At 48.2% G+C, this 23,924-nt stretch carries 21 protein-coding genes; 16 read left to right on the top strand and 5 right to left on the bottom strand.

The window, feature by feature from the left end:
* Positions 1-59 precede the first annotated feature (59 nt).
* The 15 genes from HZF10_RS10335 to HZF10_RS10405 all read left to right on the top strand — a co-directional run bounded on the left by HZF10_RS10335 (position 60) and on the right by HZF10_RS10405 (position 17,687).
* Positions 60-1,697 (top strand): amino acid permease, encoded by a 1,638-nt coding sequence (locus HZF10_RS10335; protein ID WP_176006133.1) that lies wholly within the window; start codon positions 60-62, stop codon positions 1,695-1,697.
* Positions 1,698-2,015: 318 nt separating this feature from the next.
* Positions 2,016-3,173 carry a homogentisate 1,2-dioxygenase gene (locus tag HZF10_RS10340; protein WP_176006134.1) on the top strand — a complete coding sequence of 386 codons (1,158 nt, stop codon included), beginning with the start codon at positions 2,016-2,018 and terminating at the stop codon, positions 3,171-3,173.
* Between the two features lie 54 nt (positions 3,174-3,227).
* Positions 3,228-4,388, top strand: a complete 1,161-nt coding sequence (gene hppD / locus HZF10_RS10345; RefSeq protein WP_176006135.1) for a 4-hydroxyphenylpyruvate dioxygenase — start codon at positions 3,228-3,230, stop codon at positions 4,386-4,388.
* Between the two features lie 369 nt (positions 4,389-4,757).
* On the top strand, positions 4,758-5,534 hold the full coding sequence (locus tag HZF10_RS10350; RefSeq protein WP_176006136.1) for a DUF3108 domain-containing protein: 777 nt from the start codon (positions 4,758-4,760) through the stop codon (positions 5,532-5,534).
* Positions 5,534-6,469 (top strand): tryptophan 2,3-dioxygenase family protein, encoded by a 936-nt coding sequence (locus tag HZF10_RS10355; protein ID WP_176006137.1) that lies wholly within the window; start codon positions 5,534-5,536, stop codon positions 6,467-6,469. The genes HZF10_RS10350 and HZF10_RS10355 overlap by 1 nt, the downstream gene beginning before the upstream one ends.
* A gap of 18 nt (positions 6,470-6,487) precedes the next feature.
* Positions 6,488-7,741: a M23 family metallopeptidase gene (locus tag HZF10_RS10360; protein WP_176006138.1), complete on the top strand. Its 1,254-nt coding sequence runs from the start codon at positions 6,488-6,490 to the stop codon at positions 7,739-7,741.
* Between the two features lie 72 nt (positions 7,742-7,813).
* Positions 7,814-9,457 carry a glucose-6-phosphate isomerase gene (gene pgi, locus HZF10_RS10365; RefSeq protein ID WP_176006139.1) on the top strand — a complete coding sequence of 548 codons (1,644 nt, stop codon included), beginning with the start codon at positions 7,814-7,816 and terminating at the stop codon, positions 9,455-9,457.
* Between the two features lie 94 nt (positions 9,458-9,551).
* Complete coding sequence (locus tag HZF10_RS10370; protein ID WP_176006140.1) at positions 9,552-9,977, top strand: hypothetical protein; 426 nt, start codon at positions 9,552-9,554, stop codon at positions 9,975-9,977.
* 79 nt (positions 9,978-10,056) lie between these two features.
* Positions 10,057-10,527 (top strand): septal ring lytic transglycosylase RlpA family protein, encoded by a 471-nt coding sequence (locus HZF10_RS10375; protein ID WP_176006141.1) that lies wholly within the window; start codon positions 10,057-10,059, stop codon positions 10,525-10,527.
* A gap of 41 nt (positions 10,528-10,568) precedes the next feature.
* On the top strand, positions 10,569-10,922 hold the full coding sequence (locus HZF10_RS10380; protein WP_246282575.1) for a septal ring lytic transglycosylase RlpA family protein: 354 nt from the start codon (positions 10,569-10,571) through the stop codon (positions 10,920-10,922).
* 4 nt (positions 10,923-10,926) lie between these two features.
* Complete coding sequence (locus HZF10_RS10385) at positions 10,927-11,340, top strand: DUF1801 domain-containing protein (RefSeq protein ID WP_176006143.1); 414 nt, start codon at positions 10,927-10,929, stop codon at positions 11,338-11,340.
* A gap of 113 nt (positions 11,341-11,453) precedes the next feature.
* The gene (locus HZF10_RS10390; protein ID WP_176006144.1) at positions 11,454-11,942 is read left to right on the top strand and encodes a GbsR/MarR family transcriptional regulator; all 489 of its coding nucleotides are present in this window, start codon (positions 11,454-11,456) and stop codon (positions 11,940-11,942) included.
* A 25-nt stretch (positions 11,943-11,967) separates the two neighbouring features.
* The gene (locus tag HZF10_RS10395) at positions 11,968-13,107 is read left to right on the top strand and encodes an efflux RND transporter periplasmic adaptor subunit (protein WP_176006145.1); all 1,140 of its coding nucleotides are present in this window, start codon (positions 11,968-11,970) and stop codon (positions 13,105-13,107) included.
* A 9-nt stretch (positions 13,108-13,116) separates the two neighbouring features.
* The gene (locus HZF10_RS10400; RefSeq protein ID WP_176006146.1) at positions 13,117-16,290 is read left to right on the top strand and encodes an efflux RND transporter permease subunit; all 3,174 of its coding nucleotides are present in this window, start codon (positions 13,117-13,119) and stop codon (positions 16,288-16,290) included.
* The gene (locus tag HZF10_RS10405; protein WP_176006147.1) at positions 16,287-17,687 is read left to right on the top strand and encodes an efflux transporter outer membrane subunit; all 1,401 of its coding nucleotides are present in this window, start codon (positions 16,287-16,289) and stop codon (positions 17,685-17,687) included. The genes HZF10_RS10400 and HZF10_RS10405 overlap by 4 nt, the downstream gene beginning before the upstream one ends.
* Positions 17,688-17,749: 62 nt before the next feature.
* On the opposite strand, the gene HZF10_RS10410 is transcribed toward HZF10_RS10405, so the two are convergent.
* From HZF10_RS10410 to HZF10_RS10430, 5 genes are read right to left on the bottom strand one after another with little or no spacing between them, the layout of a single operon-like run.
* The gene (locus HZF10_RS10410; RefSeq protein ID WP_176006148.1) at positions 17,750-19,606 is read right to left on the bottom strand and encodes a HEAT repeat domain-containing protein; all 1,857 of its coding nucleotides are present in this window, start codon (positions 19,604-19,606) and stop codon (positions 17,750-17,752) included.
* A complete protein-coding gene (locus tag HZF10_RS10415) occupies positions 19,607-20,515 on the bottom strand; it encodes an alpha/beta hydrolase (RefSeq protein WP_176006149.1) in 909 nt (302 codons plus the stop codon). It abuts the gene before it with no gap.
* Between the two features lies 1 nt (position 20,516).
* Positions 20,517-20,978: a gliding motility lipoprotein GldH family protein gene (locus HZF10_RS10420; RefSeq protein WP_176006150.1), complete on the bottom strand. Its 462-nt coding sequence runs from the start codon at positions 20,976-20,978 to the stop codon at positions 20,517-20,519.
* A 1-nt stretch (position 20,979) separates the two neighbouring features.
* On the bottom strand, positions 20,980-21,951 hold the full coding sequence (locus HZF10_RS10425; RefSeq protein WP_176006151.1) for a YpdA family putative bacillithiol disulfide reductase: 972 nt from the start codon (positions 21,949-21,951) through the stop codon (positions 20,980-20,982).
* Positions 21,939-22,412, bottom strand: coding sequence for a CYTH domain-containing protein (locus HZF10_RS10430; RefSeq protein ID WP_176006152.1), 474 nt, complete (start codon positions 22,410-22,412; stop codon positions 21,939-21,941). Before HZF10_RS10430 ends, HZF10_RS10425 begins: the two co-directional genes overlap by 13 nt.
* 315 nt (positions 22,413-22,727) lie before the next feature.
* Here HZF10_RS10430 and dinB point away from each other — a divergent pair, with 315 nt between their 5' ends.
* Positions 22,728-23,819: a DNA polymerase IV gene (dinB, locus tag HZF10_RS10435; protein WP_176006153.1), complete on the top strand. Its 1,092-nt coding sequence runs from the start codon at positions 22,728-22,730 to the stop codon at positions 23,817-23,819.
* The last annotated feature ends 105 nt before the right edge of the window (positions 23,820-23,924 follow it).

Here is a 23,924-nt window from a genome sequence, read left to right on the forward strand (position 1 = left end):
CAAAAAGCGATATATTTGGCCTTCAAACAAACCAATCGTTTAAATTATAACCACTTTATATGTCTATTTGGAAAAGAAAGCCTTTGAACCAGTTGCTCGACGAGGCGACGGAATCTGAAAAAGGACTCAAAAAAACCTTGTCGGCCTCGGGTCTTGTCGCGCTTGGCGTAGGTGCCATCATCGGCGCCGGATTATTCTCGATTACCGGTTTGGCGGCGGCGACCAACGCAGGTCCGGCCATCACCATTTCGTTTCTAGTGGCGGCTTTCGGCTGTATTTTCGCCGGATTGTGCTATGCCGAATTTTCGTCCATGATTCCGGTCGCGGGTAGTGCCTATACCTATTCGTTCGCGACGATGGGCGAATTCATCGCGTGGATCATCGGATGGGATTTGGTACTCGAATACGCCGTAGGGGCGGCGACGGTCTCGATCAGTTGGTCGCGGTATCTCGGAAAATTCCTCAGCGGATACGGCATCCACATACCCGATGCGTACATGCTTTCTCCGTTCGAAGGCGGCGTCATCAACATTCCGGCGGTCTTTATCGTGATCGTGATGTCGATGATCTTGATGCGCGGTACGAAAGAATCGGCATTCGTGAACGGGTTGATCGTAACCTTGAAAGTGAGTGTCGTATTAATCTTTATCGCGGTGGGCTGGCAATACATCAGACCGGAAAACTATACCCCTTATATTCCTGAAAACACTGGTGAGTTCGGGCATTTCGGGTTCTCGGGAATCATTCGTGCGGCGGCTATCGTTTTCTTCGCTTACATCGGATTCGATGCGGTTTCGACTGCTGCCCAGGAGGCCAAAAACCCGAAACGCGACATGCCGATCGGAATTTTGTTGTCGCTCGGAATCTGTACGTTATTGTACATCCTTTTCGCCCACGTGATGACGGGAGTCGTGAATTATACGGCTTTCGCAGGTCAGGACGGGATCGCGCCGGTTGCGGTTGCGGTCGAAAATATGGGTCACGCCGACGCTTCGGGTATGATCACTCCAGCTTATCCGTGGTTGAACAATGCGATTTTGCTCGCGATTTTGGCGGGTTACGCATCGGTTATCCTTGTGATGCTAATGGGGCAAAGCCGTGTGTTCTTCTCTATGAGTAAAGACGGTTTGATGCCGAAAGTGTTCTCTGAAGTGCATCCGAAATACAGAACTCCGGCAAAAAACAACACGCTTTTCATGATTTTGGTGAGTATTTTCGCCGCTTTCATCCCGGCGCGTGTAGTCGGTGAGATGACCAGTATCGGAACGTTGTTCGCGTTTATCCTGGTTTGTATCGGTGTGATGATCATGCGCAAGAAAATGCCGGATGCGCCTCGTGCTTTCCGTACGCCTCTTGTGCCTTTGGTTCCGATTTTGGGTATTGGCGTTTGCTTGTTCATGATGGTTTTCCTTCCTCTTGACACTTGGATCCGTCTTATCGTCTGGATGATGATCGGTTTCGATTTGTATTTGTTCTACGGAATGAAGAACAGTTATTTGAACAGCGGCCAATTCTCTATCGGGAATTATAAAACCGTCGCCGGTTCTGGTTTGGCGATGGTATTGAGTTTGGTCGTCGTGGCTTTCGTACACCACTCGAGTCCCGATGCCGACGATGCGTCACTGTTTTATTTCTCGTTGATTTTTGCGGCCATCCACACGATGGTATACGCTTATAGCTATAAGAAGGCGAAATAAGATTCACGATATTTACGAAGAACTCCGGTCGAAACGCCGGAGTTTTTGTTTTTATAAATTATCCGTAACAAACACGGTCAAAATTTAAATTTTTCCGATATTTGACGGTATGACAACCTGGAAAGATTTATTGTCGCATCTCAAGTTCATGATCAAGCGAAACCCCGAGTGAGATTCGGTTTTTTGCTGCGAATTTCACGAATTACCCGAATGTATTACGTGAAATTCAAGACTTCAGAATTCTTTTATTTGCCCGATTTCTGCATTGCTTATTTGTGTGATTCGTGAAATTCGCGGCTAAACAAAAAACACTTAACTATGCCAATTTATCATAAACTCGGCGATTTTCCACAAAAGCGGCATACGCAGTTCGAGAAGCCGGACGGCGGCCTTTATTACGAGCAGTTGTTCGGCACCGAAGGCTTTCACGGACATTCGTCGTTGCTGTATCACGTGCATCGCCCCACGCAGGTCAAGGAAATCCGCAAGTCGTATTCGGTAGAGCCTAAAATCGCGATCGACAAGAACATCAAGTCTTTGCTTTTTAAAGGTTTCGAATTGAAACCAGCCGACGATTTCCTCGAAAGCCGCAAAGCCATGCTCGTGAACCGCGACTGTATCATCGGGCTTGCCGCACCGAGAAAATCACTTCGCGAGTACTTTTACAAGAATGCCGATTCAGACGAAATGCTGTTCATCCACAAAGGAAGCGGGAAACTGCGCACCATGATGGGCAACATCGATTTCGAGTACGGCGATTATTTGATCATCCCGCGCGGCATGATTTACCAGATCGACTTCGATACAGAAGACAACCGTTTGTTCTACGTCGAGTCGCACGCACCGTTTTATACGCCAAAACGCTATAAGAACGCTTCGGGGCAATTGCTCGAGCATTCTCCTTTTTGCGAGCGCGATTTCAAGCTTCCGTCAGAAATCGAAACCCATGACGAAAAAGGCGAATTCGTAATCAAGATCAAGAAGGAAGGCATGATGCACGAGCTCGTCTACGCGACGCATCCGTTCGATGTGATCGGTTGGGACGGCTATAACTTCCCGTACGGATTCTCGATCCACAATTTCGAACCGATTACGGGTCGTGTGCACCAACCGCCTCCGGTACACCAGACTTTCGAGACGTCTACGTTCGTGGTTTGCTCGTTCTGCCCGCGTTTGTACGATTACCATCCGAAAGCCATTCCGGCGCCTTACAACCACAGCAACATCGACAGCGATGAGGTTCTATATTATGTAGACGGCGATTTCATGAGCCGAAACAACATAGAACAAGGCCATATCACGTTGCATCCGAAAGGAATCCCACACGGACCGGCGCCCGGCGCGATGGAACGCAGTATCGGCAAAACCGTTACCGAAGAATTGGCCGTTATGGTCGACACGTTCCGACCGTTGATGGTGACCGAAGAAGCCATGGGGTTGGACGACGGGCAGTATTACAAATCATGGGTTGAATAATCCGAAAAAATTTAAACAACAAACTGTCAGCAATAGCTGAATAATTAGCTGAATATGAGCAAAGAAGTAAAATCGGTCGAATACGGCCTTGAAAAAATATTTGAAGGCGCGCAAGACTTTTTGCCGCTATTGGGAACAGATTACGTGGAGCTGTATGTCGGAAACGCCAAACAAGCCGCGCATTTTTACAAAACTGCTTTCGGATTCCAGTCTGTAGCCTATGCCGGATTGGAAACGGGCGTGAAAGACCGTACGTCTTACGTGATCCAGCAAGGAAAAATCCGATTCGTGCTCACCACGCCATTGACTCCGGATTCACCGATCAACGATCACCTCAAAAAACACGGTGACGGCGTTAAAGTCGCGGCTTTGTGGGTAGAAGACGCCAGAAGCGCGTTCGAGGAAACTACAAAACGCGGCGCGAAACCTTTTATGGAACCGACCGTCGAGAAAGACGAATTCGGCGAAACTGTGCGTTCGGGAATCTATACCTATGGCGAAACCGTGCATATGTTCGTAGAGCGCAAGAACTACAACGGTCCGTTCCTTCCGGGTTACAAAGTTTGGGAATCCGATTACAAGCCTGAACCGACCGGATTGAAATACATCGACCACATGGTAGGAAACGTCGGCTGGGGCGAAATGAACACATGGGTGAAATGGTACGAAGAAGTAATGGGCTTCGTGAATTTCCTTTCGTTCGACGACAAGCAGATCAATACCGAATATTCGGCTTTGATGTCTAAAGTGATGTCGAACGGAAACGGGCGCATCAAATTCCCGATCAACGAACCGGCCGAGGGCAAGAAAAAATCCCAAATTGAGGAATATCTCGATTTCTATGGCGGACCTGGAATCCAGCACGTAGCGATTGCGACAGATGACATCATCACGACCGTTACTCAATTGCGCGCGAGAGGCGTAGAATTCCTTTCGGCTCCGCCTGCCGAGTATTATGAGGATGTCCCGAACCGTTTGGGCGACCATATGAAAATGATGAAAGAAGACCTGAATGTGATCAAAAATCTCGCGATTTTGGTCGATGCCGACGAAGAAGGTTATTTGTTGCAGATTTTCACAAAGCCGCTTCAGGATCGTCCGACGTTGTTCTTCGAAATCATCCAGCGCATGGGAGCCAAAGGTTTCGGTGCCGGAAACTTCAAAGCGTTGTTCGAATCTATCGAAAGAGAGCAGGCGAAACGCGGAACGCTCTAATTTTTAATCGATTATCACAAAAAGTCCGTCATTTTGGCGGGCTTTTTGTGTTTTAACACATGAATTTTTTGTTCCCTGAATGTTATATTTCTGATAGAATCCTCAAAAAGGCCATTTTCGAAAACGTTTTCTTTGCAAAATTTGTGTTAAATCTAATTTTTTTATTGCAAATCCTCAATAGCGGCGTATCTTTGCAGCGCAATTCAGGGGGTGGTTTCCCGGTCTTGCAGTAAAGTTTTTCATAATTATAGTTTTTTGGTTGGTTAATAGCATTAGACCCGTTCGGATTTCCGGACGGGTTTTTTGTTTTATCATTTTTTTTGGAATGGATTTTGACTAGCCCCACGAAAAAAAAGCTATTTTTAAAGTATGAAAAAGGTAATAGTATTCTTATTATTCATTGTAACCGCCGGATTTTCTTCCCAAAAGGAAGATGCGTTCGGTGTGGGCGAATACTTCAAATTCCGTATTCATTATGGCATCGTGAACGCAGGATATGCCACGCTCGACATGCAGGAATCGACGAGAAACGGCAAAAAAGTTTTTCATGCCGTCGGGAAAGGCTGGACAGTCGGAATGTCGCGTTTTTTCTTCAAGGTAGACGATACTTACGAAAGCTATTTCGATAAGGGAACATGTGTACCCGTGCAAGCCGTGAGAAAGATAGACGAGGGCGGATACGTCCGGAACCAGGAAGCGTTTTTCGACCAGCCGGGCAATCGTGTTTTGGTCAAGGATTACAAACGCAACAAGGAAAAAACATACGTGACGCCAGACAATACACTCGACGTGGTTTCGATGTTCTATTATTTGCGAAACCATCCGAGCATCGATAAAATGAAAGTCGGGCAGGCGATTACCGTCGACATGTTTTTTGACGACGAGGTGATCAAGTTTAAGTTAAAATATATTGGTCAGGAAGATATATCGACTAAATTTGGGACGATTCCGACGATGATTTTCCGTCCGCTCGTCCAGTCGGGCCGCGTTTTTAAAGAGGAAGAGAGCCTCACCGTCTGGATATCAGACGACGACAACAAAATTCCGGTCCGCATCAAGGCGAGTTTGGCCGTCGGATCCATTAAAGCCGATCTTGAAAGCTTTAAAGGACTCAAACATTCATTTAAAGTAAAAGCTAAACCCTGATGTCCAACCACAACATATCGGAAGAAATCCTCGATAAATTAGAGGAAAAATTCCGTGCGATTGACCAAAAGACAGAAACACACCTAGAAGGATTATTATGGTCTAAACCCATTACCTACTGGGATTACATACAAACCGACGCTCTTCTAAACTTACAGACGCAACGCACGACTTTGCCCGATGAAATGGTATTCATCATGTACCATCAGGTCAACGAATTGCTGTTCAAGATGATTTTGTGGGAAATCGAGCAGGTTTGCCACACCGAGAAGCTCACGACGAATTTCTTTACCGAGCGTTTGATGCGGATCTCGCGTTATTTCGACCTGTTGACGAATTCTTTCGACATCATGGGCGACGGGATGGAAGTGGAGCAATACATGAAATTCCGCAACACGCTTACGCCTGCGAGCGGTTTCCAGAGCGCGCAATATCGATTGATCGAATTCGCGTCGACCGACCTGATCAACCTGATCGATTACCGTTTCCGTGCGACTATCGACAGAAACACGCCATATTTGCACGCTTTTGAGCACTTATATTGGCAAGCTGCGGGGAAAGACTATCGAACAGGCAAAAAATCGGCGCTGCTCGGCAATTTCGAAAAGAAATACAAAGACAAGTTCCTTCGCTTCATGGAGGAATACAACACCATAAACCTGTGGCGCAAGTTTTCGGAACTTCCCGAAGAAGACCGCCAAAACCCCGAATTGAGAAATGCGATGCGCCATTACGACCACACGGTGAACGTGAAATGGGTGATGGGACATTTGCACGCTGCGCGAAAATACATCGACAGCGGACACGGAGACGGCGAGGCTACCGGAGGCAGCGACTGGAAAAAGTACATGCACCCGAAGTACCAACGCCGTATTTTCTTCCCCGAACTCTGGAGCGAGGAAGAACTCAAGAATTGGGGAGAGGAAAAAGTGTAACCGCGTAAAAGCCAAGATTTGAAACGATTATCCGTACTGTTTTTACCGGTATTCCTATTGCTTTTCGCGTGCAATAAATCTGAGAAAGAAACCGAAACGAAACCCGTCGTGGCCAAGGCGAAACCCGTGATCGTCGAATTCGGTTTCAAGTTGAACGATTTCGACGTGCTCAACGATACGGTCGTTTCGGGCGATACGTTCGGAAGCATCCTCGAGAAGCAGAATTTCAATCCGAGCCAGGTACACGATATCGTCGAGCAGATACGCGATACGTTCGACGTGCGAAAAATCCGTGTTGGAAAACCCTATACGATCCTGCGTACGAAAGATGTATCCAAAAAAGCACAGATTTTCGTTTACCAACCCGACCGCTTGAGTTATTATGTGGTCGATTTGCGCGATTCGATCGCAAAATCCTATAAAAAAGTACGTCCGATAAAAATCAAAAGACGCACGATTGCAGCGGCTCTCGACGGCTCGTTGACCGAAGAGCTCGAACGCCAGCACGTCGATCCGGGACTCGCGAACAAAATCTCTACGGTTTACGCTTGGAGTATCGATTTCTTCAAATTGCAGAAAGGCGACAAGTTCGCGATCACGTTTACCGAGCGTTATATCAACGATACGATTTACGACGGTGTAGAAGACATGGAAGCCGCGTTTTTCGAATACAAAGGAAAATTGATTTACGCGTTTCCTTTCATTCAGGACACGACGCGTGGAAGAGTTGCTTATTACGACGAAGAAGGAAAAGTGCTCAAGAATTTCTTTTTGAAAGCGCCATTGAAATTCAGCCGCATCTCATCGCGTTTTTCACGCAACCGATTCCATCCGGTGCAACAAGTCTGGAAAGCGCATAAAGGCACCGATTACGCCGCGCCGACAGGAACTCCGATCATGACAACCGCATCCGGAGTCGTTGAGCAAACCGGCTATACGACCGGAAATGGGAATTTCGTCAAAGTCAAACACAACGGCACCTATTCGACCCAATATCTTCATATGTCGAAAATCCTCGTCAGACGTGGTCAACGCGTCACCCAAGGCGATGTGATCGGACGCGTCGGAAGTACCGGATTGGCGACAGGTCCGCACGTGTGCTACCGATTCTGGAAAAGCGGTGTACAGGTCGATCCGTTGCGTTTGCGACTTCCTAACGCCGAACCGATGGACAAGAAATACAAACCCCGTTTCATAGCCGAAATGACGCCGCTAAAACGCGAACTCGACAGCGTCGCTTCGTCCAAATTCAAGGATTTGCCCAAAAGCTGATCCAAATCTGTTAATATATCGGTATTGAATTAATCGGGATTGTGTTATTTTTGGTCTGTCAAAAAAACGATTATGCCACTACCTAAGATAAACCCCGAAACGACTGCTGCCTGGCAGGAATTGCAACACCACCACGGTCATTTGTGCCACATTCCGATGAAGAAACTGTTCTCGGAAGATGCGAATCGCGCCGAAAAATTCCACATTAGCTGGAACGATTTCCTGGTTGATTATTCGAAAAACATCATTACGCAGGAAACGCTTGATCTGCTTTTGAAATTGACCGAAGAAGTCCAGTTGAAAGACGCGATTTCGAAGTATTTCAACGGAGATGCGATCAACGCGACCGAAAAACGTGCGGTGCTGCACACGGCTTTGCGAGCTCCCGAATCGGCGGTTATAAACGTGGACGGAGAAAACGTCGTTCCCGAAGTTTATGCGGTAAAAAATAAAATCAAGGCCTTCACATCCGAAGTGATTGCGGGCACGAGAAAAGGCTTTACCGGAAAAACCTTCACCGATGTCGTGAATATCGGTATCGGCGGTTCCGATTTGGGTCCGGCCATGGTCGTGGAAGCGCTCAAATTCTATAAAAATCACCTCAATGTACATTTCGTTTCCAACGTCGACGGAGATCACGTGAACGAAGTCATCAAAAACCTCGATCCCGAAACGACTTTGTTCGTCGTGGTATCCAAAACCTTCACGACACAGGAAACGTTGAGCAATGCCGAAACGATCCGCAAATGGTTCCTGAAATCGGGCAAACAGGAAGATGTCGCCAAACATTTCGTAGCCGTTTCGACGAACATCAAAAAAGTAACGGAATTCGGTATCGACGCCGACAATATTTTCCCGATGTGGGATTGGGTAGGCGGACGTTTCTCGTTGTGGAGCGCCGTCGGATTGTCTATCGCTTTGGCTGTCGGATTCGAAAATTTCGACGATTTGCTCAAAGGGGCGAACGAAATGGACGAACACTTTAAATCGACCGAATTCAACCAAAATATTCCCGTCGTACTTGCGCTTTTGAGCGTTTGGTACAACAATTTCTTCGGGGCCGAAACCGAGGCTTTGATCCCATATTCCCAATATTTGAACCGACTCGCGCCGTATTTGCAACAAGGCACGATGGAAAGTAACGGCAAATACGTCGACAGAAACGGAAACGTCGTTGAATACCAAACCGGAACGATCATTTGGGGAGAGCCGGGCACGAATTCCCAGCATGCATTCTTCCAGTTGATCCATCAGGGTACGAAATTGATTCCTACGGATTTCATCGGATTCGTAAAGCCTTTACATGGCGATTGGGACCATCACGACAAACTGATGTCGAACTTTTTCGCCCAGACCGAAGCGCTTCTCAATGGAAAAACCGGCTCCCAAGTACAAGCCGAATTCGACAAAATGGGCGTTTCAAGTGAAGAAGCCAAAAAACTCAAGCCGTTCAAGGTTTTCGAAGGCAACAAACCGACGAATTCGATCCTTATCGATAAGCTGTCGCCGAAAACGCTCGGTTCTTTGATCGCGCTTTACGAACACAAGATTTTCGTCCAGGGCGTCATCTGGAACATTTACAGTTTCGATCAATGGGGCGTCGAACTCGGCAAGCAGTTGGCCACTTCGATTTTAGACGAAATCAACAGCGGAAAAGTCGGCAACCACGACAGTTCTACGAGCTTTTTGCTCAAGGCGTTCCTTGCGAAAAAGTAATTTCTATCGATTCCATATAACAAGCCTCGCCTCAAAGCGGGGCTTTTTTATGCTAAATTTTCCTATATTTGGGTTTCCAAACAACGAACTACCGATGGAAAAATTCATTCAACAAGCGCATTCCGGATGGGCTTACATCGTTCTCCTCGTGCTTCTTATCGCCGCAATCAACGGGCTTTCAGGATACTTTTCCACACGCGAATTCAAGCCTTCCGACAAAAGATTAGGATTATTTGCGCTGATTTCCTCCCACGTACAACTTGTATTGGGATTGCTGTTGTATTTCACGTCTCCGCTCGGTTTCGCGTCGCTCGGACAAATGAGCAACAGTGCCTTGCGATTGACTTCCCTAGAGCATCCGCTTGTCAATATTTTGGCCATCGTCTTGATTACGATCGGATGGTCGAAACACAAACGAAAGGAACTCAGCAAAGACAAATTCAAGTGTTTTGCCATTTTCTACACTTTGGGATTGGTCTTTCTTTTGAGCAGGATTCCGTGGAATTTGTGGTTCCAATAACCATTCAGGCGCTTTAGGGCGCTTTTTTCGTCTAAAGGAACGGTATTTGTTAAAACGTTCCCGCGATAAAATTTCAGATATGAAAAACAAAAAAATACTATTTACCGCGATCGCGATTTTAGCGGTTTTCATCAGCGGATTCGGTTTCCAGTCGAGCCAACAGCCGCAACAAGGGAAAACGCCACAGGATTCGATAGCAAAGAATGCAGCGGTTGCCGACAGTCTCAAACTGGTGTCCAACCTCAAGCTCAAAGTCTTCAAAAAGAACGCGCACGCTTCCTATTATCACGACAAGTTCAACGGAAAGCGCACCGCAAGCGGACGTAAGTTCAGCAACAAAGGCTATACGGCGGCACATCGCAAGCTGGCTTTCGGAACCAAACTCAAGGTAACCAACGAGGCCAACGGCAAATCGGTCATCGTAGAAGTCACCGATCGCGGGCCATTCACTAGAGGACGCGACATCGACCTTACCAAAAAAGCGTTTATGGATATCGCCGGCTCGGGTTGGGGCGGCGCACTCAAAGTAACCATCGAAGTAATCGAATAAACCTGTATATGAAGCGGATCCTTGCCCTGATCGTCTTCTTCATGCTGTCGGTTGCCGTCGTTTCCTGTTCGTCCTCAAAAGGCGGCGGATCGGCCAAAACTTTCAAGCGCAATGTAGAAGCCTCGTACTATGCCGACAAATTCAACGGTCGCAAAACCGCGAGCGGTGAAAAATTCCACAACAGCGATTTGACCGCGGCGCACCGCAAGCTGCCTTTCGGGACGAAACTGCGGGTGACCAATGTCAAGAACGGAGAATCGGTCGTGGTGACGGTGAACGACCGCGGGCCGCACAAAGCCGGACGCGAACTCGATTTGACCAAACGCGCGTTCATGACGATCACCGACAATAAAAACCACGGCTTTATCCGCGTCAATATCGAAGTATTAAATTAAGCGCATGGCCAAAACGAACCTTTCCGATACCGAACAAGTCGATCGTCATTTGGAAAGTATTGAGCCGATTTCACGCGCGACTGTCGATTATCTTCGCACACTTTTTCTTAATACCGATGATGAAATTTCGGAACACGTCAAATGGAATTCGATCGCGTTTTATTTTAACGGTCAAATGGCCGAATTCGACGCCAAGGAATACAAACGCGATTTGGCCGTCATCAATCTTCACAGAAGCAAAATCCTGATCGTTTTTCCGACGGGAAACAAAATCGACGATGCGGTAGGGCTTAAGGGCAAGAATTATCCCGACGGACGCAAAATCGTCGAAATCCTTAACATTGCCGAAGCGCAGGCATTGTCCGAAAAACTACAAACGGGTATAAAAGACTGGCTCTCAAAAGTCGAGCGTTATTAAAATCCATTTTCATCCCCTAAGAAATCGATTTCGTAAGATTAACACAAATTTAAGTTCGGTTAGTTCGGTGAAAGACGAACCAAGTTTAATTTTGTGGTCAAATTTTTTGTGAAATGGATCTTCAAAAGGAAAAAGAGGAACTCATCGAAATGTTCGGCGTCCACTTTGAGACACTTTACCATTTACCGCCGTTGGCTTCGAGAATCCTCGGATTGATCATCGTAGACGGGCGCACTCCGGGCTTTACGTTCGAAAGCCTTGTCGAGATTACCGGCGCGAGCAAAAGTTCGGTTTCCACGGCAGTGAATTTACTGCTCAAACTCGGCAAAATCACGTACATCACGGTTTCGGGCGACCGAAAGAAATATTACAGGCCGGCTCCGTTCAGCGACCGCCTTGACAATTACCAACGCATGCTGCAATTCGAGAAAAGGCTTATCGAGCGCATGTTGGCCTACACCGAAAAGACACAGCACGAATACAAATACGAGAACATAGAAAACATCAAGGCGTATCAAAGCCATGTGCTCAAGGTCGAGGAATTGCTGCAGAAAACGGTAGAGCGCTTCCGTCAGATCGAAGAAAAAAACAAGAAGAAGTAAACAATCAATCTACACTCACATTTATATGAAAACCAATCACATTTTCAGTTTCATCATAGCTTCGGTTCTTTTGGCCTCTTGCGGGAAAAAGAATGAACAGGCTCAACAGGCTCCCGGCCCGATGCCGTTTCCTGTAGAGAAAGTCGTCAAACAGGACGCGACGGTCTACCAGGAATACACGGCGAACCTCGAAGGCCGACAGAACGTCGAAATCCGTCCGAAAGTAAACGGGTTCATCCAAAAGATTTACGTCGATGAAGGCCAGCAGGTGCGCAAAGGCCAAATCCTTTTCAAATTGGAGACGAATACGCTCAACCAAGACGCTTCCGCCGCGAAAGCAGCCGTGAACGCCGCACAGGTCGAAGTGGATCGTTTGAAGCCGCTAGTCGACAGGAACATCATCAGTCCGGTGCAGCTGGAAACGGCCAAAGCGAAACTCGCACAGGCGAAAAGCACTTACGGTAGCGTTGCCGCGAACATCGGTTACGGCACGATTACGTCTCCCGTAGACGGCTTTATAGGAAGCTTGCCGTACAAAGAAGGCGCTTTGGTCAGCATGTCTGACGACAAGCCGCTTACGACGGTTTCGGATACTCGTGTAATGCGTGCTTATTTTTCGCTCAACGAGAAACAGATGATCGATTTCGCCAAGACGTTCAAAGGCGAATCGCTGGCCGCGAAACTCAAGAATGTGCCTGCGGTTTCTTTGCTTTTGGCCGATAATTCGGAATACGACGTAAAAGGAAAGATCGAAACGGTCAACGGTCAGGCCGATCCGGAAACAGGAACGACACAGTTCCGTGCCGAATTCGCGAACCCGCAAGCGGTTCTAAGAAGCGGCGGAACCGGAATCGTAAGAATTCCCGTAGAAGTGAAAAGTACGATCCTCGTGCCTCAAAACGCCGTTCTCGACATGCAGGGCAAGCAACAGATTTATGTGGTCGGAAGCGACAACAAGGTCAAATCGCGTATCATCAAGACCAACGGAGTTTCAGGACTTAATTTCATCGTTTCGGAAGGCTTGCAGGAAGGCGAGACCGTCGTGATAGAAGGCGCTTCGAAAATGAAAGACGACATGCAGATCGTCCCGCAACCGAAACAGCCGACCGCCGAGACCGCTCAAAACGCGTCGGACAAAGATTCTGCAAAAGCAACCGTAAAATAATCCGACGCCATGTTAAAGACATTCATACAACGGCCGGTCCTGTCGACCGTAATTTCCATACTGATCACGATTCTCGGGATTTTGGGATTGCTCTCGCTTCCCGTTGAGCAATATCCCGAAATTGCACCGCCGACGGTTCAGGTAACCGCGACGTATACGGGTGCGAATGCCGAAACCGTTCTCAATTCCGTCGTGATTCCGCTCGAGGAAGAAATCAACGGCGTCGAAGGCATGACGTACATGACCTCGTCTGCCGCAAACGACGGTTCGGCCAAGATCACGGTTTTTTTCGAACTCGGAATCAATCCCGATATCGCAGCCGTAAACGTACAGAACCGCGTGTCGCGTGCCACGAGCAAATTGCCTCAGGCCGTCGTACAAACCGGTGTGACCACGTTCAAAAGCCAAACGAGCGCGCTTATGTTCCTTTCGATTTTCTCGAACAATCCCGAATATGACGGGACTTACGTGCAGAACTACGCCAAAATCAACCTCGTGCCGAAACTCCAACGTGTAAAAGGAGTCGGGCAGGTGAACGTTTTCGGCGGTAAGGACTATTCGATGCGTATCTGGATCGATCCCGAGAAAATGGCCGCCTACAAAGTGTCGCCAAAAGACGTGCAGGCCGCGCTCAACGAACAGAACGTCGAGGCTGCGCCGGGTAAATTCGGTGAAAATGCCGAAGGTGTCTACGAATACGTGATCAAATACAAAGGGCGTCTTTCCAAAACCGAGGAATACGAAAATATCGTCGTAAAAGCTACGGGTAACGGACAATTCGTGCGTTTGAAAGACGTGGCCGATATCGAACTCGGCGCGTTCAACTACGCCCAGAAAAACTACGGAATGGGTCAGCAAGGCGTCGCGATGGGCGTTTTCCAGACGTCGGGCTCGAATGCGAACGACATCATCGAAGAAGTAGAATCGATCATGACCGAAGCCAAAGCCGACTTTCCCGAAGGTATCGATTACGTGATTCCGTTCAACACGAAAACCTTCCTCGACGCCTCGATCGAAAAGGTAATCTCTACGCTCATCGAAGCGTTTATCCTCGTGTTCATCGTCGTGTTCATTTTCCTTCAGGATTTGCGCTCGACTTTGATTCCGGCTATCGCGGTTCCGGTCGCGATCGTAGGTACGTTTTTCTTCCTCAACGTTTTCGGATTCTCGATCAACCTCCTCACGTTGTTCGCGCTTGTTTTGGCGATCGGGATTGTGGTCGATGACGCGATCGTCGTCGTCGAGGCCGTACACTCCAAAATGGACCAAGGCGAGAAATCGGCCAAAAAGGCGACCATTTCGGCCATGAGCGAGATTACGGGGGCGATCATTTCGATTACGCTCGTCATGGCGGCGGTATTTATTCCGGTGTCGTTCCTCAAAGGTCCGTCGGGCGTGTTCTATACGCAGTTCGCGATCACGTTGGCCGTGGCGATCCTGATCTCGGCCGTGAACGCGTTGACGCTTTCGCCTGCGCTTTGTGCGTTGTTTTTGAAACCGCACGACGAACACGAACACGAAAAGAAGAAGAATTTCAAGGACAGGTTCTTTATCGCATTCAATTCCGGTTTCGACCGAATGAACGACCGTTACGTAAAATCGCTCGGTTTCCTTTTCAAGAGAAAATGGATCACCGTCTTGGGATTGGCGGTTTTCGCCGGAGCCATCATTTTGTTGTTCAAGTCGACGCCATCGGGCTTTATCCCGAACGAGGACCGCGGTATCATCATGGCCGACATCACGCTTCCGCCGGGAACTACGTTGGAACAGACCGATAAAGTCATACAGAAATTCGATTCCATCCTCAAGACCATGCCGCTTGTAGAAGCGCGTATGAACATCGTCGGATTCAGTTTGCTCAACAGCGTAAACGGAGGTTCGTATGCGTTCAGCGTCATCAAGCTCAAAGATTGGAAAGAGCGCAAGGAAGACAACCAAAGCGTCGATGCTATCGTAGGCGAACTCTTCGCGAAGACCGCCGGATTCAACGATGCCAGAATGTTGTTCTTTACGCCTCCGAGCGTACAAGGTTTCGGTACGGCCGACGGTTTCGAACTCAAGATCCAGGACAAAGGCGACGACGATTGGCAGAAAGTGAACCAAGTGACCGGAGAGTTCCTGGGCGCGCTCAACCAACGTCCCGAGATAGCGTATGCGATGACGAACTTCAACCCGAATTTCCCGCAATATCGCATGGACATCAACGTAGAAAAGGCCAAAGACGCCGGCGTTTCGGTTTCGGACATCTTCAATACGATGCAAGGGTATTACGGCGGTTTGTATACGACCGATTTCAACCGATTCGGAAAACAGTTCCGCGTCATGATCCAATCGAAGCCGGAAGCGCGTGCCGACGAGAATTCGATCAACCACATTTACGTGAAGAACGCAAACGGAGAGCAGGTCGCGATCAGCCAATTCATCACGCTTTCGCGGATTTACGGACCGGAAGCCGTCGCGCGTTTCAACATGCTCAAGGCCGTAAACATCAACGGTAAGGCGAAACCCGGATTCTCTTCGGGAGATGCGATCAAAGCCGTACAGGAAGTGGCCGAGCAGCATTTGCCGAAAACCTACGGATATGAATTCTCGGGCATGACGCGAGAGGAAATCATCGCCGGAAACCAAGCAGCGGGCGTATTTTTGCTCAGTTTGATTTTCGTGTACTTCCTGTTGAGCGCGCAATATGAAAGTTACCTGATACCGTTGGCCGTAATCCTTTCGCTTCCGGTCGGTATCGCGGGTGCGATCGGATTCGTGAAACTCGCCGGATTGGAAAACAACATCTACTTCCAGGTCGCACTTATCATGCTTATCGGATTGCTCGCCAAGAACGCGATCCTGATCGTCGAATTCGCGATGCAAAGGCGAAAACACGGCATGGAAATCTGGCAGGCGGCCATCGAAGGTGCGAAAGCGCGTCTGCGTCCGATCCTGATGACCTCGTTCGCCTTCATCTTCGGATTGATGCCCCTTGCGTTGGCCAATGGCGTTGGAGCGGTCGGTAACCGTTCGATCGGTATGGGTGCCGTTGGCGGAATGCTCGTCGGAACGATTTTCGGCGTATTCGCGATTCCGGTGCTGTACGTGATTTTCGAATCGCTGCAGGAAAGGATTTCGGGCCAGCCGCACGACGCCGATTACGATGAAGACCAAGACCAACCAAAAACCGTTACAGAATGAAATCGAATATAATCAAGATAACAATCGTACTCGTTTCGGCCTTTTCGATGCAATCGTGCTTCGTGGCCAAGAAATACGAGCGCCCGCAGGTTCAGACCGATAATTTATACCGATCGGATCTGACGGCACAAGACAGCACGTCTCTCGCCGATTTGTCGTGGGACAAGCTTTTCACCGATCCGACACTGCAAGGCCATATCAAAAAAGCCATCCAAAGCAATTACGACATGCGCATCGCAGTGCAGACCATTGCATCGGCCGAGGCCTATGTCCGCCAGGGAAAAGCCGGATATTACCCGACTTTGAGCGTCACACCTAGCTGGACGCACCAGGAGTTGTCGAAAGAAAGCCAGCTCGGCGCATTTTTGACCGATCGCGGTACCGATACCTACCAATTGGCAGCGAATGTGTCCTGGGAAGCCGATATTTGGGGTAAAATCCGCAGTACGAAACGCGGAGCCGAGGCGCAATATCTCCAAACCGTAGCGGCTCGCCAAGCGATTCAGACGCAATTGGTCGCCAATGTGGCCTCGAGTTATTTTCAATTGCTGGCTTTGGATGCACAGCTCAAAGTCGTAGATTCGACTTTAGGCAACCGCAACAAAAGTGTCGACGTGATCCGCGAACTCAAAAAGGCCGGTGAAACCAACGAAGTCGGCGTGAAGCAAACCGAAGCGCAGTTGTATGCGACACAATTGATAAGAGAAGATCTGAAAAACCGTATCGTCGTACTCGAAAACGCGATGAGTATTTTGTTGGGCGAAGGGCCGCATCATATCGAGCGCAGTAATTTTGATACGCAATCGGTTACGGCCGATGTAAAAACCGGCGTTCCGGCTTTGCTGTTGCGCAAGCGTCCCGATGTGATCGCCGCCGAGTACAACCTCATAAACAAATTTGAACTCGTAAACGTGGCGCGAAGCAATTTTTACCCATCGCTTACCGTTACAGCTACTGGAGGTTTCCAAAGTATCGACATCGACAAGCTGTTCAGTGCAAACGCGCTTTTCGCGAACATCGTTTCGGGTTTGACCCAGCCGATTTTCAACCAACGCAAAATCAGGACGCAACACGAAGTATCGAAAGCGAACCAAGAAACAGCTTACCTGCAATTCCAACAAACGTTGCTCACCGCAGGCAGGGAAGTTTCGGACGCGTTGCAGCAATACCAAAACGAGACCAACAAGCTCGAAATCCGCGCCAAACAATTGGAATCGTTGCAAAAAGCCGCGAGTTTTTCGGACGAATTGCTGCAATACGGAATGGTGAACTACCTCGAAGTGCTCACGGCCAAAGATCAGGCGTTGAACACCGAGTTGAATTACATAGACAACCAATACCAGAAGTACAACGCCGTGATCACGTTGTACAAAGCCCTCGGAGGCGGCTGGCAATAAGGTTATACGATAATTTTAATTTGTTTTTGGCCATCGGTCCTTTTCGGGATCGGTGGCTTTTTTTATGGAAGTGCGACCTTTATCGATTTGATGGCGTCGAGTGCGCGCTCTTTGTAATACGGTTCGGAAATGTAGCCGTTATCGATCAATGCCTGAAGGAATGCCGCGTCCTTTTGGTTCGGGATGGCTTTGGCGTATTCGATGAACAGATTTGCTGGATTGTTCGGTCTTTTCTCATCGAATCGGTCTTGGCTTTCGTTGTAATAGGCGCCCGAATCGAATCGGATGTACACATTTTTAGGTGCGATTTCCAAAAGTTTCGCGATGCGTTGCCGTGCCGATTTCGGTTCTTCTTCCGACGGGATCACCACTTCAATCATATGATAGACGGCGACTTTTTTACCCGTACTCTCTTCGCTTTCGCGGATAAAAGCGATGTCATGCGACAACTTGTAGTTTTTGAAGTCGGGAAGGCTGTTGAATTTTTCGGACAACGCGCGCTCTTCGGACTTTTTGAGGTCGAACAACGCCGGATTTCGCACAAAATCCGGGCTGATACCCATCCAATCGTAAATCGAAGCATAAATATAAGGGCGCGCCTCTTTGGTTTTAAGACGTGTGAACGACTCGATGTAGGCAGCGTTCCATTTGAGTTGTTTCCGGCTTTCCAAAGTATCGGCATAGGTTTGGAAACGTTGGTAATCGAATAACAGGAAATTTTTTATGTCGGAGCTTTTGAGCGCTGACAGGTTCGTGATCATCCAACTTTGGTCGCGCCGGCTGTTGCGGTTGCAGTTCGAAATGAAATACTTGAGGCTTGGTAAGCATTCGTTGAGGCTGTCGGAGACGATGAAAGTCGCAATCGTCGAGGCGAGTTCCTCGTTCTTCTGTAATAGGTTCGAATTGAAATACGGGATGTATTCTTTGCTTCCGATGGCTTTTAATGATTCCACGACAAGCTTGAACTGATCGGGGTCGTTCGTGTTGAGCAACGGCAAAAGTGCAGGCACGGCCGCTTTGTATCGCATTTCACCCAACGCACGTATAATTTCGTTTTTTCCGCCATCGCTGCGGTTCATGACGGGATCCATTAAATTTATCGGCCCATAATTGCGACTGCTCGCCGTTTTCAAATGTTCAACCAGCAATGGCCCGACAATCTCGATAGGTTCTTTTTTGAGTTGACGCACCGCTTCACCCTGGACCAAGCTACTGTCATCCTTGAGCAATTTGAAAAGGACTTCACGCGATTGGTCGTTCCGGACATTGCCCAAAAGTTGCGCAAGCGCGTATTTGGTGGTTACCGAACCGTAATCGGCGAACTCGTCGTACACTTCTTCAAATTCGTCGAACCCGAGAAAATAGAGTTTCATCAAGTGTTGGGCAACGACTTCAGGATCGGCATCCGACAACAATCTCGGGCGCAATTGCGAAATGAGTTTAGGGGCTTTTTTACGATCGTAATACGCCTCTAGGAATTCCTCGAATTGCTTGAGCGAATGAAAGTGCTGGTTTTGATGGAATGTGGTAGACGTCAAATCGTACTGCACGTTTTTTCCTTTGACTTTAAGGTCGCCCGAGGTTGGCGATTGCACGTAATACGAAAGGACTTGATCCGATTTGTCGCGTCGGTTCAAAAAGACCACGTATCGGTCGCCTTTCTCCATTTTGTCGATCGGGCCGTATCGGTTGCTGAATTCTGAGATTTCGATGACATCGCCCACTTTGAGTGCGCCTTTATACATCGACACGATTTTGGCTTTCGCATTGAAATCGCCCGACGAAACGTATTCGACCAAAGCCACGACATCGGAATTGTCGAGCATTTTTCGCCACGTGGGATCGATCCACGAGTCGGCCTTCGCATTCATGGAAGCGATCAGGAAAAGACTAATGATAAGATGCTGGAAACGTTTCATTTAGTCGCAAAATCCGTAAGCACACGAAAGTTCGTTCTTTTTGCCCGTCTTTACAATGGTATGCGACTGGATTTTTTCGCCCACCATGATTTTTTCGAGGAAATCGACAATTTTTTGCTGTTCTTTCTCGAACAGCCAACCGCTGTATTCGTGTCCACCGCCGCAATAGGTGTACAATTCTGCCGAAGCGTTTTTCGCCAAAGCATAATTGTAAATCGAATATGAACCGAAAAGCATCAGCCAACCCGAAGCGTCGGTCTTGCAGTAATGATGCGCCGCCGTGCCGTACGGAACCGTGCCGTCTCCGTTGCCGTGGAAGAAAAACATCGGGATGATGTTCTTATCGGTAATCAGGTTCAGATCCATGATCGCGCCCGCTCCCGAAACCAGTCCGGCGTATTTGAAATCGGGCGGAAGGTTGTGTTCGTACATCTTCATTAGGTTGCGATCCCAATATGCGGCGTGCAAGACGGTTTCCGCACCCGCGCTCGATCCGGAAATAAAGATTTTCGAATCGTCAAGATTGAATTTTTCCTTGTTCTGCAAGAAATACGAAGTCGCGAGCCATAAATCGTTGACGCCGAATTTGAACGCTTTGACTTTTTCGGTCAAAATCCCGTCGCAACTGAACTTCTTGCCTTTCATGTACAACGTATACGAAATCGTGGCCGCCGCGAATCCGTGTTGGGCGAGATATTGGCAAAAGGAAGCATTCTGTAGGCGTTGTCCGCCCGAAAATCCGCCACCGTGAACGAAAATCATAAGCGGCAATTTGCCCGAAGGCTTCTTGTCGGGCATGTACAAATCGAGGTCGAGCTGAAGCGTATCGTTTTTGAAATACGTCAAGGTTTGCATTTTCTGCGCGCTCAGGACATTGGCGAACAACAGTAGGAAAAGGACTTTTTTCATTTTAATCGGCTAATTGTTCTACGACCAAACCAAGCGCGAATATGTTCGGTACATATTCGTTGTTGAACGTGTTCATGAGGCGCACTTTGTATTTTCCGGGTGAAAGCGATCTGGGCAAGTTTATCTTTTGCGTGAGATCGCAATAATCACCAGAGCAATCGCCGAGTTCCTGACCTGAATCGTCTTTCGTGACGAAATCGAACGCGACGCTCGACATTTGGCCGTCGGGATACGTGATTTCGGCAATCATTGGGATTTTGGCGAACTGGCCGCCGTATATATAACTCATGAAAACGTTGGCCTCGTAAGGTGTGGCGTCTTGCGTGATCTCGAATTCATACGTTTTGATGTCGGACTTTTGCCATCGGTTCTCTTCGAAACTCTTGTCGATTTCGGAATACAAGGTGTTGCCGTTGCAGGAAATCAACAAAAAAGCGGCAAAAAACAGTACAAGTCGTTTCATGTCAGGAGTTTTTTAAAATGTGGTCAATAATCATATCGGCATGGATGCGTGAGTTCTCAATAAACCATTTGTGGGTTTCCATTCCACCGCAAACCACACCCGCGAGATAGAGTCCGGGAATGTTGGTTTCCATGGTTTCGGGATCGTGTTTCGGGATCAGGAGTTCGTCTTTCGAAAGTTCGATGCCCGTCTTTTCAAGAAAATCGAAATCGGGACGATAACCCGTAAGTGCGAGCACAAAGTCATTTTCTACGGTAAATTTCCCGTCGGCGTTCTCGATTTCGACCTCGCTTTCGCGGATTTCGGTCACGCACGAATTGAAATGCGCCTTGATGTTTCCTTCGGCAATACGGTTTTCCGCATCAGGCTTGACCCAATATTTCACACGCGGACTGATTTCGCCTTTGCGGATGACCATCGTCACCTGAGCGCCTTTGCGCCAGCATTCGAGAGCGGCATCGACAGACGAATTGTTCGCACCGACCACGAGCACTTTGCGGAATGCGAATTCATGCGCCTCCTTGAAATAGTGGCTGACTTTGGGTAATTGCTCGCCCGGAATCCCCATGTAAATTGGGATGTCGTAAAATCCGGTGGCGATCACGACGTTCTTGGCCGTGTACTTTTCCTTTTCGGAAATCACATCGAAAAGATCATCGGTTTTGGCGATCGACTCAACTTTCTCGAACAACCGGATATCGAGATCGAAATAGCGTTGGATGTTGCGGTAATATTCCAAAGCTTCCTGACGACCAGGTTTCGGCGCAAGGCAATTGAACGGAATGCCGCCAATCTCGAGTCTTTCGGCCGTAGAGAAAAACGTCATGTACAACGGGTAGTTGAAAAGGCTGTTCACCAACGCGCCTTTTTCGAGAATCAGCGTTTTAAGGTTCGCCTTTTTAGCCGCGATCGCACACGCCATCCCGATCGGGCCGCCGCCTACGATGATGAGGTCGTATGTCACTTCGGCCATTGGGAAAACGGATTTTTACTCAGGTAGGCGTTGTAGTAGCGTTCGTCGTTGGTGATTTCCTCGCCGAGCCAATCTGGTTTTTCGTAGGGTTCGTTCTCCTCGGACAATTCGAGTTCGGCCATGACCAAACCTTGGTTGTCGCCAAAAAACTCGTCTACTTCGAAAGTGTGCTTGCCGATTTGGACTTCGTACCGCATTTTGTCGATCGTGCCTTTTTCACACAAGGCAAGCAACGGTTTGGCTTCGAGCAGCGGGATTTCGGTTTCCCATTCAAAGCGCGTGGTTCCCGTTTCGTTTCCTTTGCCTTTTATGGTGATGAAACCGCTTTCGCCTTTGATGCGAACCCTCACGGTCCTTTCGGGATGCGAACTCAAATAGCCTTGGGCAATGTGGAATTTGTGTTGCGCCTGTGTTTTGAAAGCGTCTGAAAGTACAAGGAATTTTCTTTCGATTTCGACCATTTGTCTGAGGTTGATTTTAGTAGCAAGTTACGAAAATCGTTGCGCTTGGCTGTGATTTTATAGGTTAATTGGATTGTAAATAACAAGTGAGGTAAGTCAATCGGATTGGATTTCGATGGATGATGATTTAACAAAAAAGGCAGAAAATCTGTAATTGACAAGAGTGGGATTTCGTGAACTTTGTAGACCTAACAGATTTTCAAAATCTGTTAGGTCTTACAAACCCTCAAAACTGATGTGTTTTTGATGGGTCGCGAAAGTTCTCTTCGTATTTTTACTTCTGGAACCCGAGACGTTTTATTGGTTCCGATACCAATGAAGCCCAGCGAATTTCCGATTGCGAACCGAAAGATAATCCATGTCGACATGGACGCTTTCTACGCATCCGTAGAGCAGCTCGACAATCCCGAACTTCGGGGAAAACCGATAGCCGTCGGTGGAAGCGAAAGACGTGGAGTGGTCTCGGCGGCGAGTTACGAAGCGAGGAAATTTGGCGTAAGGAGTGCCTTGAGCGGGGTTTTGGCCAAACGCTATTGTCCCGAACTCATTTTCGTGCGTCCGAGGTTTGATCGCTACAAGGAAATTTCCCAACGCATCCGCAAGATTTTTCACGAATATACAGACTTGGTCGAACCGCTTTCGTTAGATGAGGCGTATCTCGACGTCACCCAAAACAAAAAAGGCAATCCGAGTGCGACATTGCTTGCCCAAGAAATCCGACGCAGGATTTTCGAAGAGACGGGACTGACCGCTTCGGCAGGCATTTCAATCAACAAATTCGTTGCAAAGGTCGCTTCAGATTACAACAAACCCAACGGACAGAAAACCGTGAATCCGGACGAAGTTCTGGACTTCCTCGAAAACCTTCCGATAAAGAAATTCCACGGCATCGGAAAAGTGACGGCCGAAAAAATGTACCAGCTTGGGATTTTTACGGGAAAAGAACTGCGGGAAAAAAGCCTCGAATTTTTGGCGGGTAACTTTGGGAAATCGGGCAGTTATTATTACTACATCGTGCGCGGCATCCACAATAGTGAAGTCAAAAGTGAGCGTGTCGCTAAATCTGTCGCCACCGAACATACGTTCAGCGAGAACCTTACGAGTGAGATTTTTATGGCGGAAAAGCTCGAAATGATCGCTGGCGAACTCGAACGTCGCTTGAAGCGATACGAAATCGCAGGGAAAACCGTCACGCTCAAAATCAAATACAGCGATTTTACGCTCCAGACGAGAAGCAAGACGCTACACTATTTCATTTCGGACAAGTCGTTGCTTTACGACACGGCAAAAGAGCTTTTATATCAGGAAAAGCCTAAAGATTCGGTGCGCTTGCTTGGGATTTCCCTGAGCAATTTGAATACCGAGGAGAAGAAAACGGTGGCGGTTCAGTTGAAGTTTGAGTTTTGAGGTTTGTTCCGAGCGCAGTCGAGGAACATCTTGGAAGGTTCCTCGACTGCGCTCGGAACAAAAAAGCCGTCCAAAACGAACGGCTTCTATATTTTCACAAAAATT

The sequence above is a fragment of the Flavobacterium agri genome (assembly GCF_013401995.1).
Lineage (GTDB): Bacteria > Bacteroidota > Bacteroidia > Flavobacteriales > Flavobacteriaceae > Flavobacterium > Flavobacterium agri.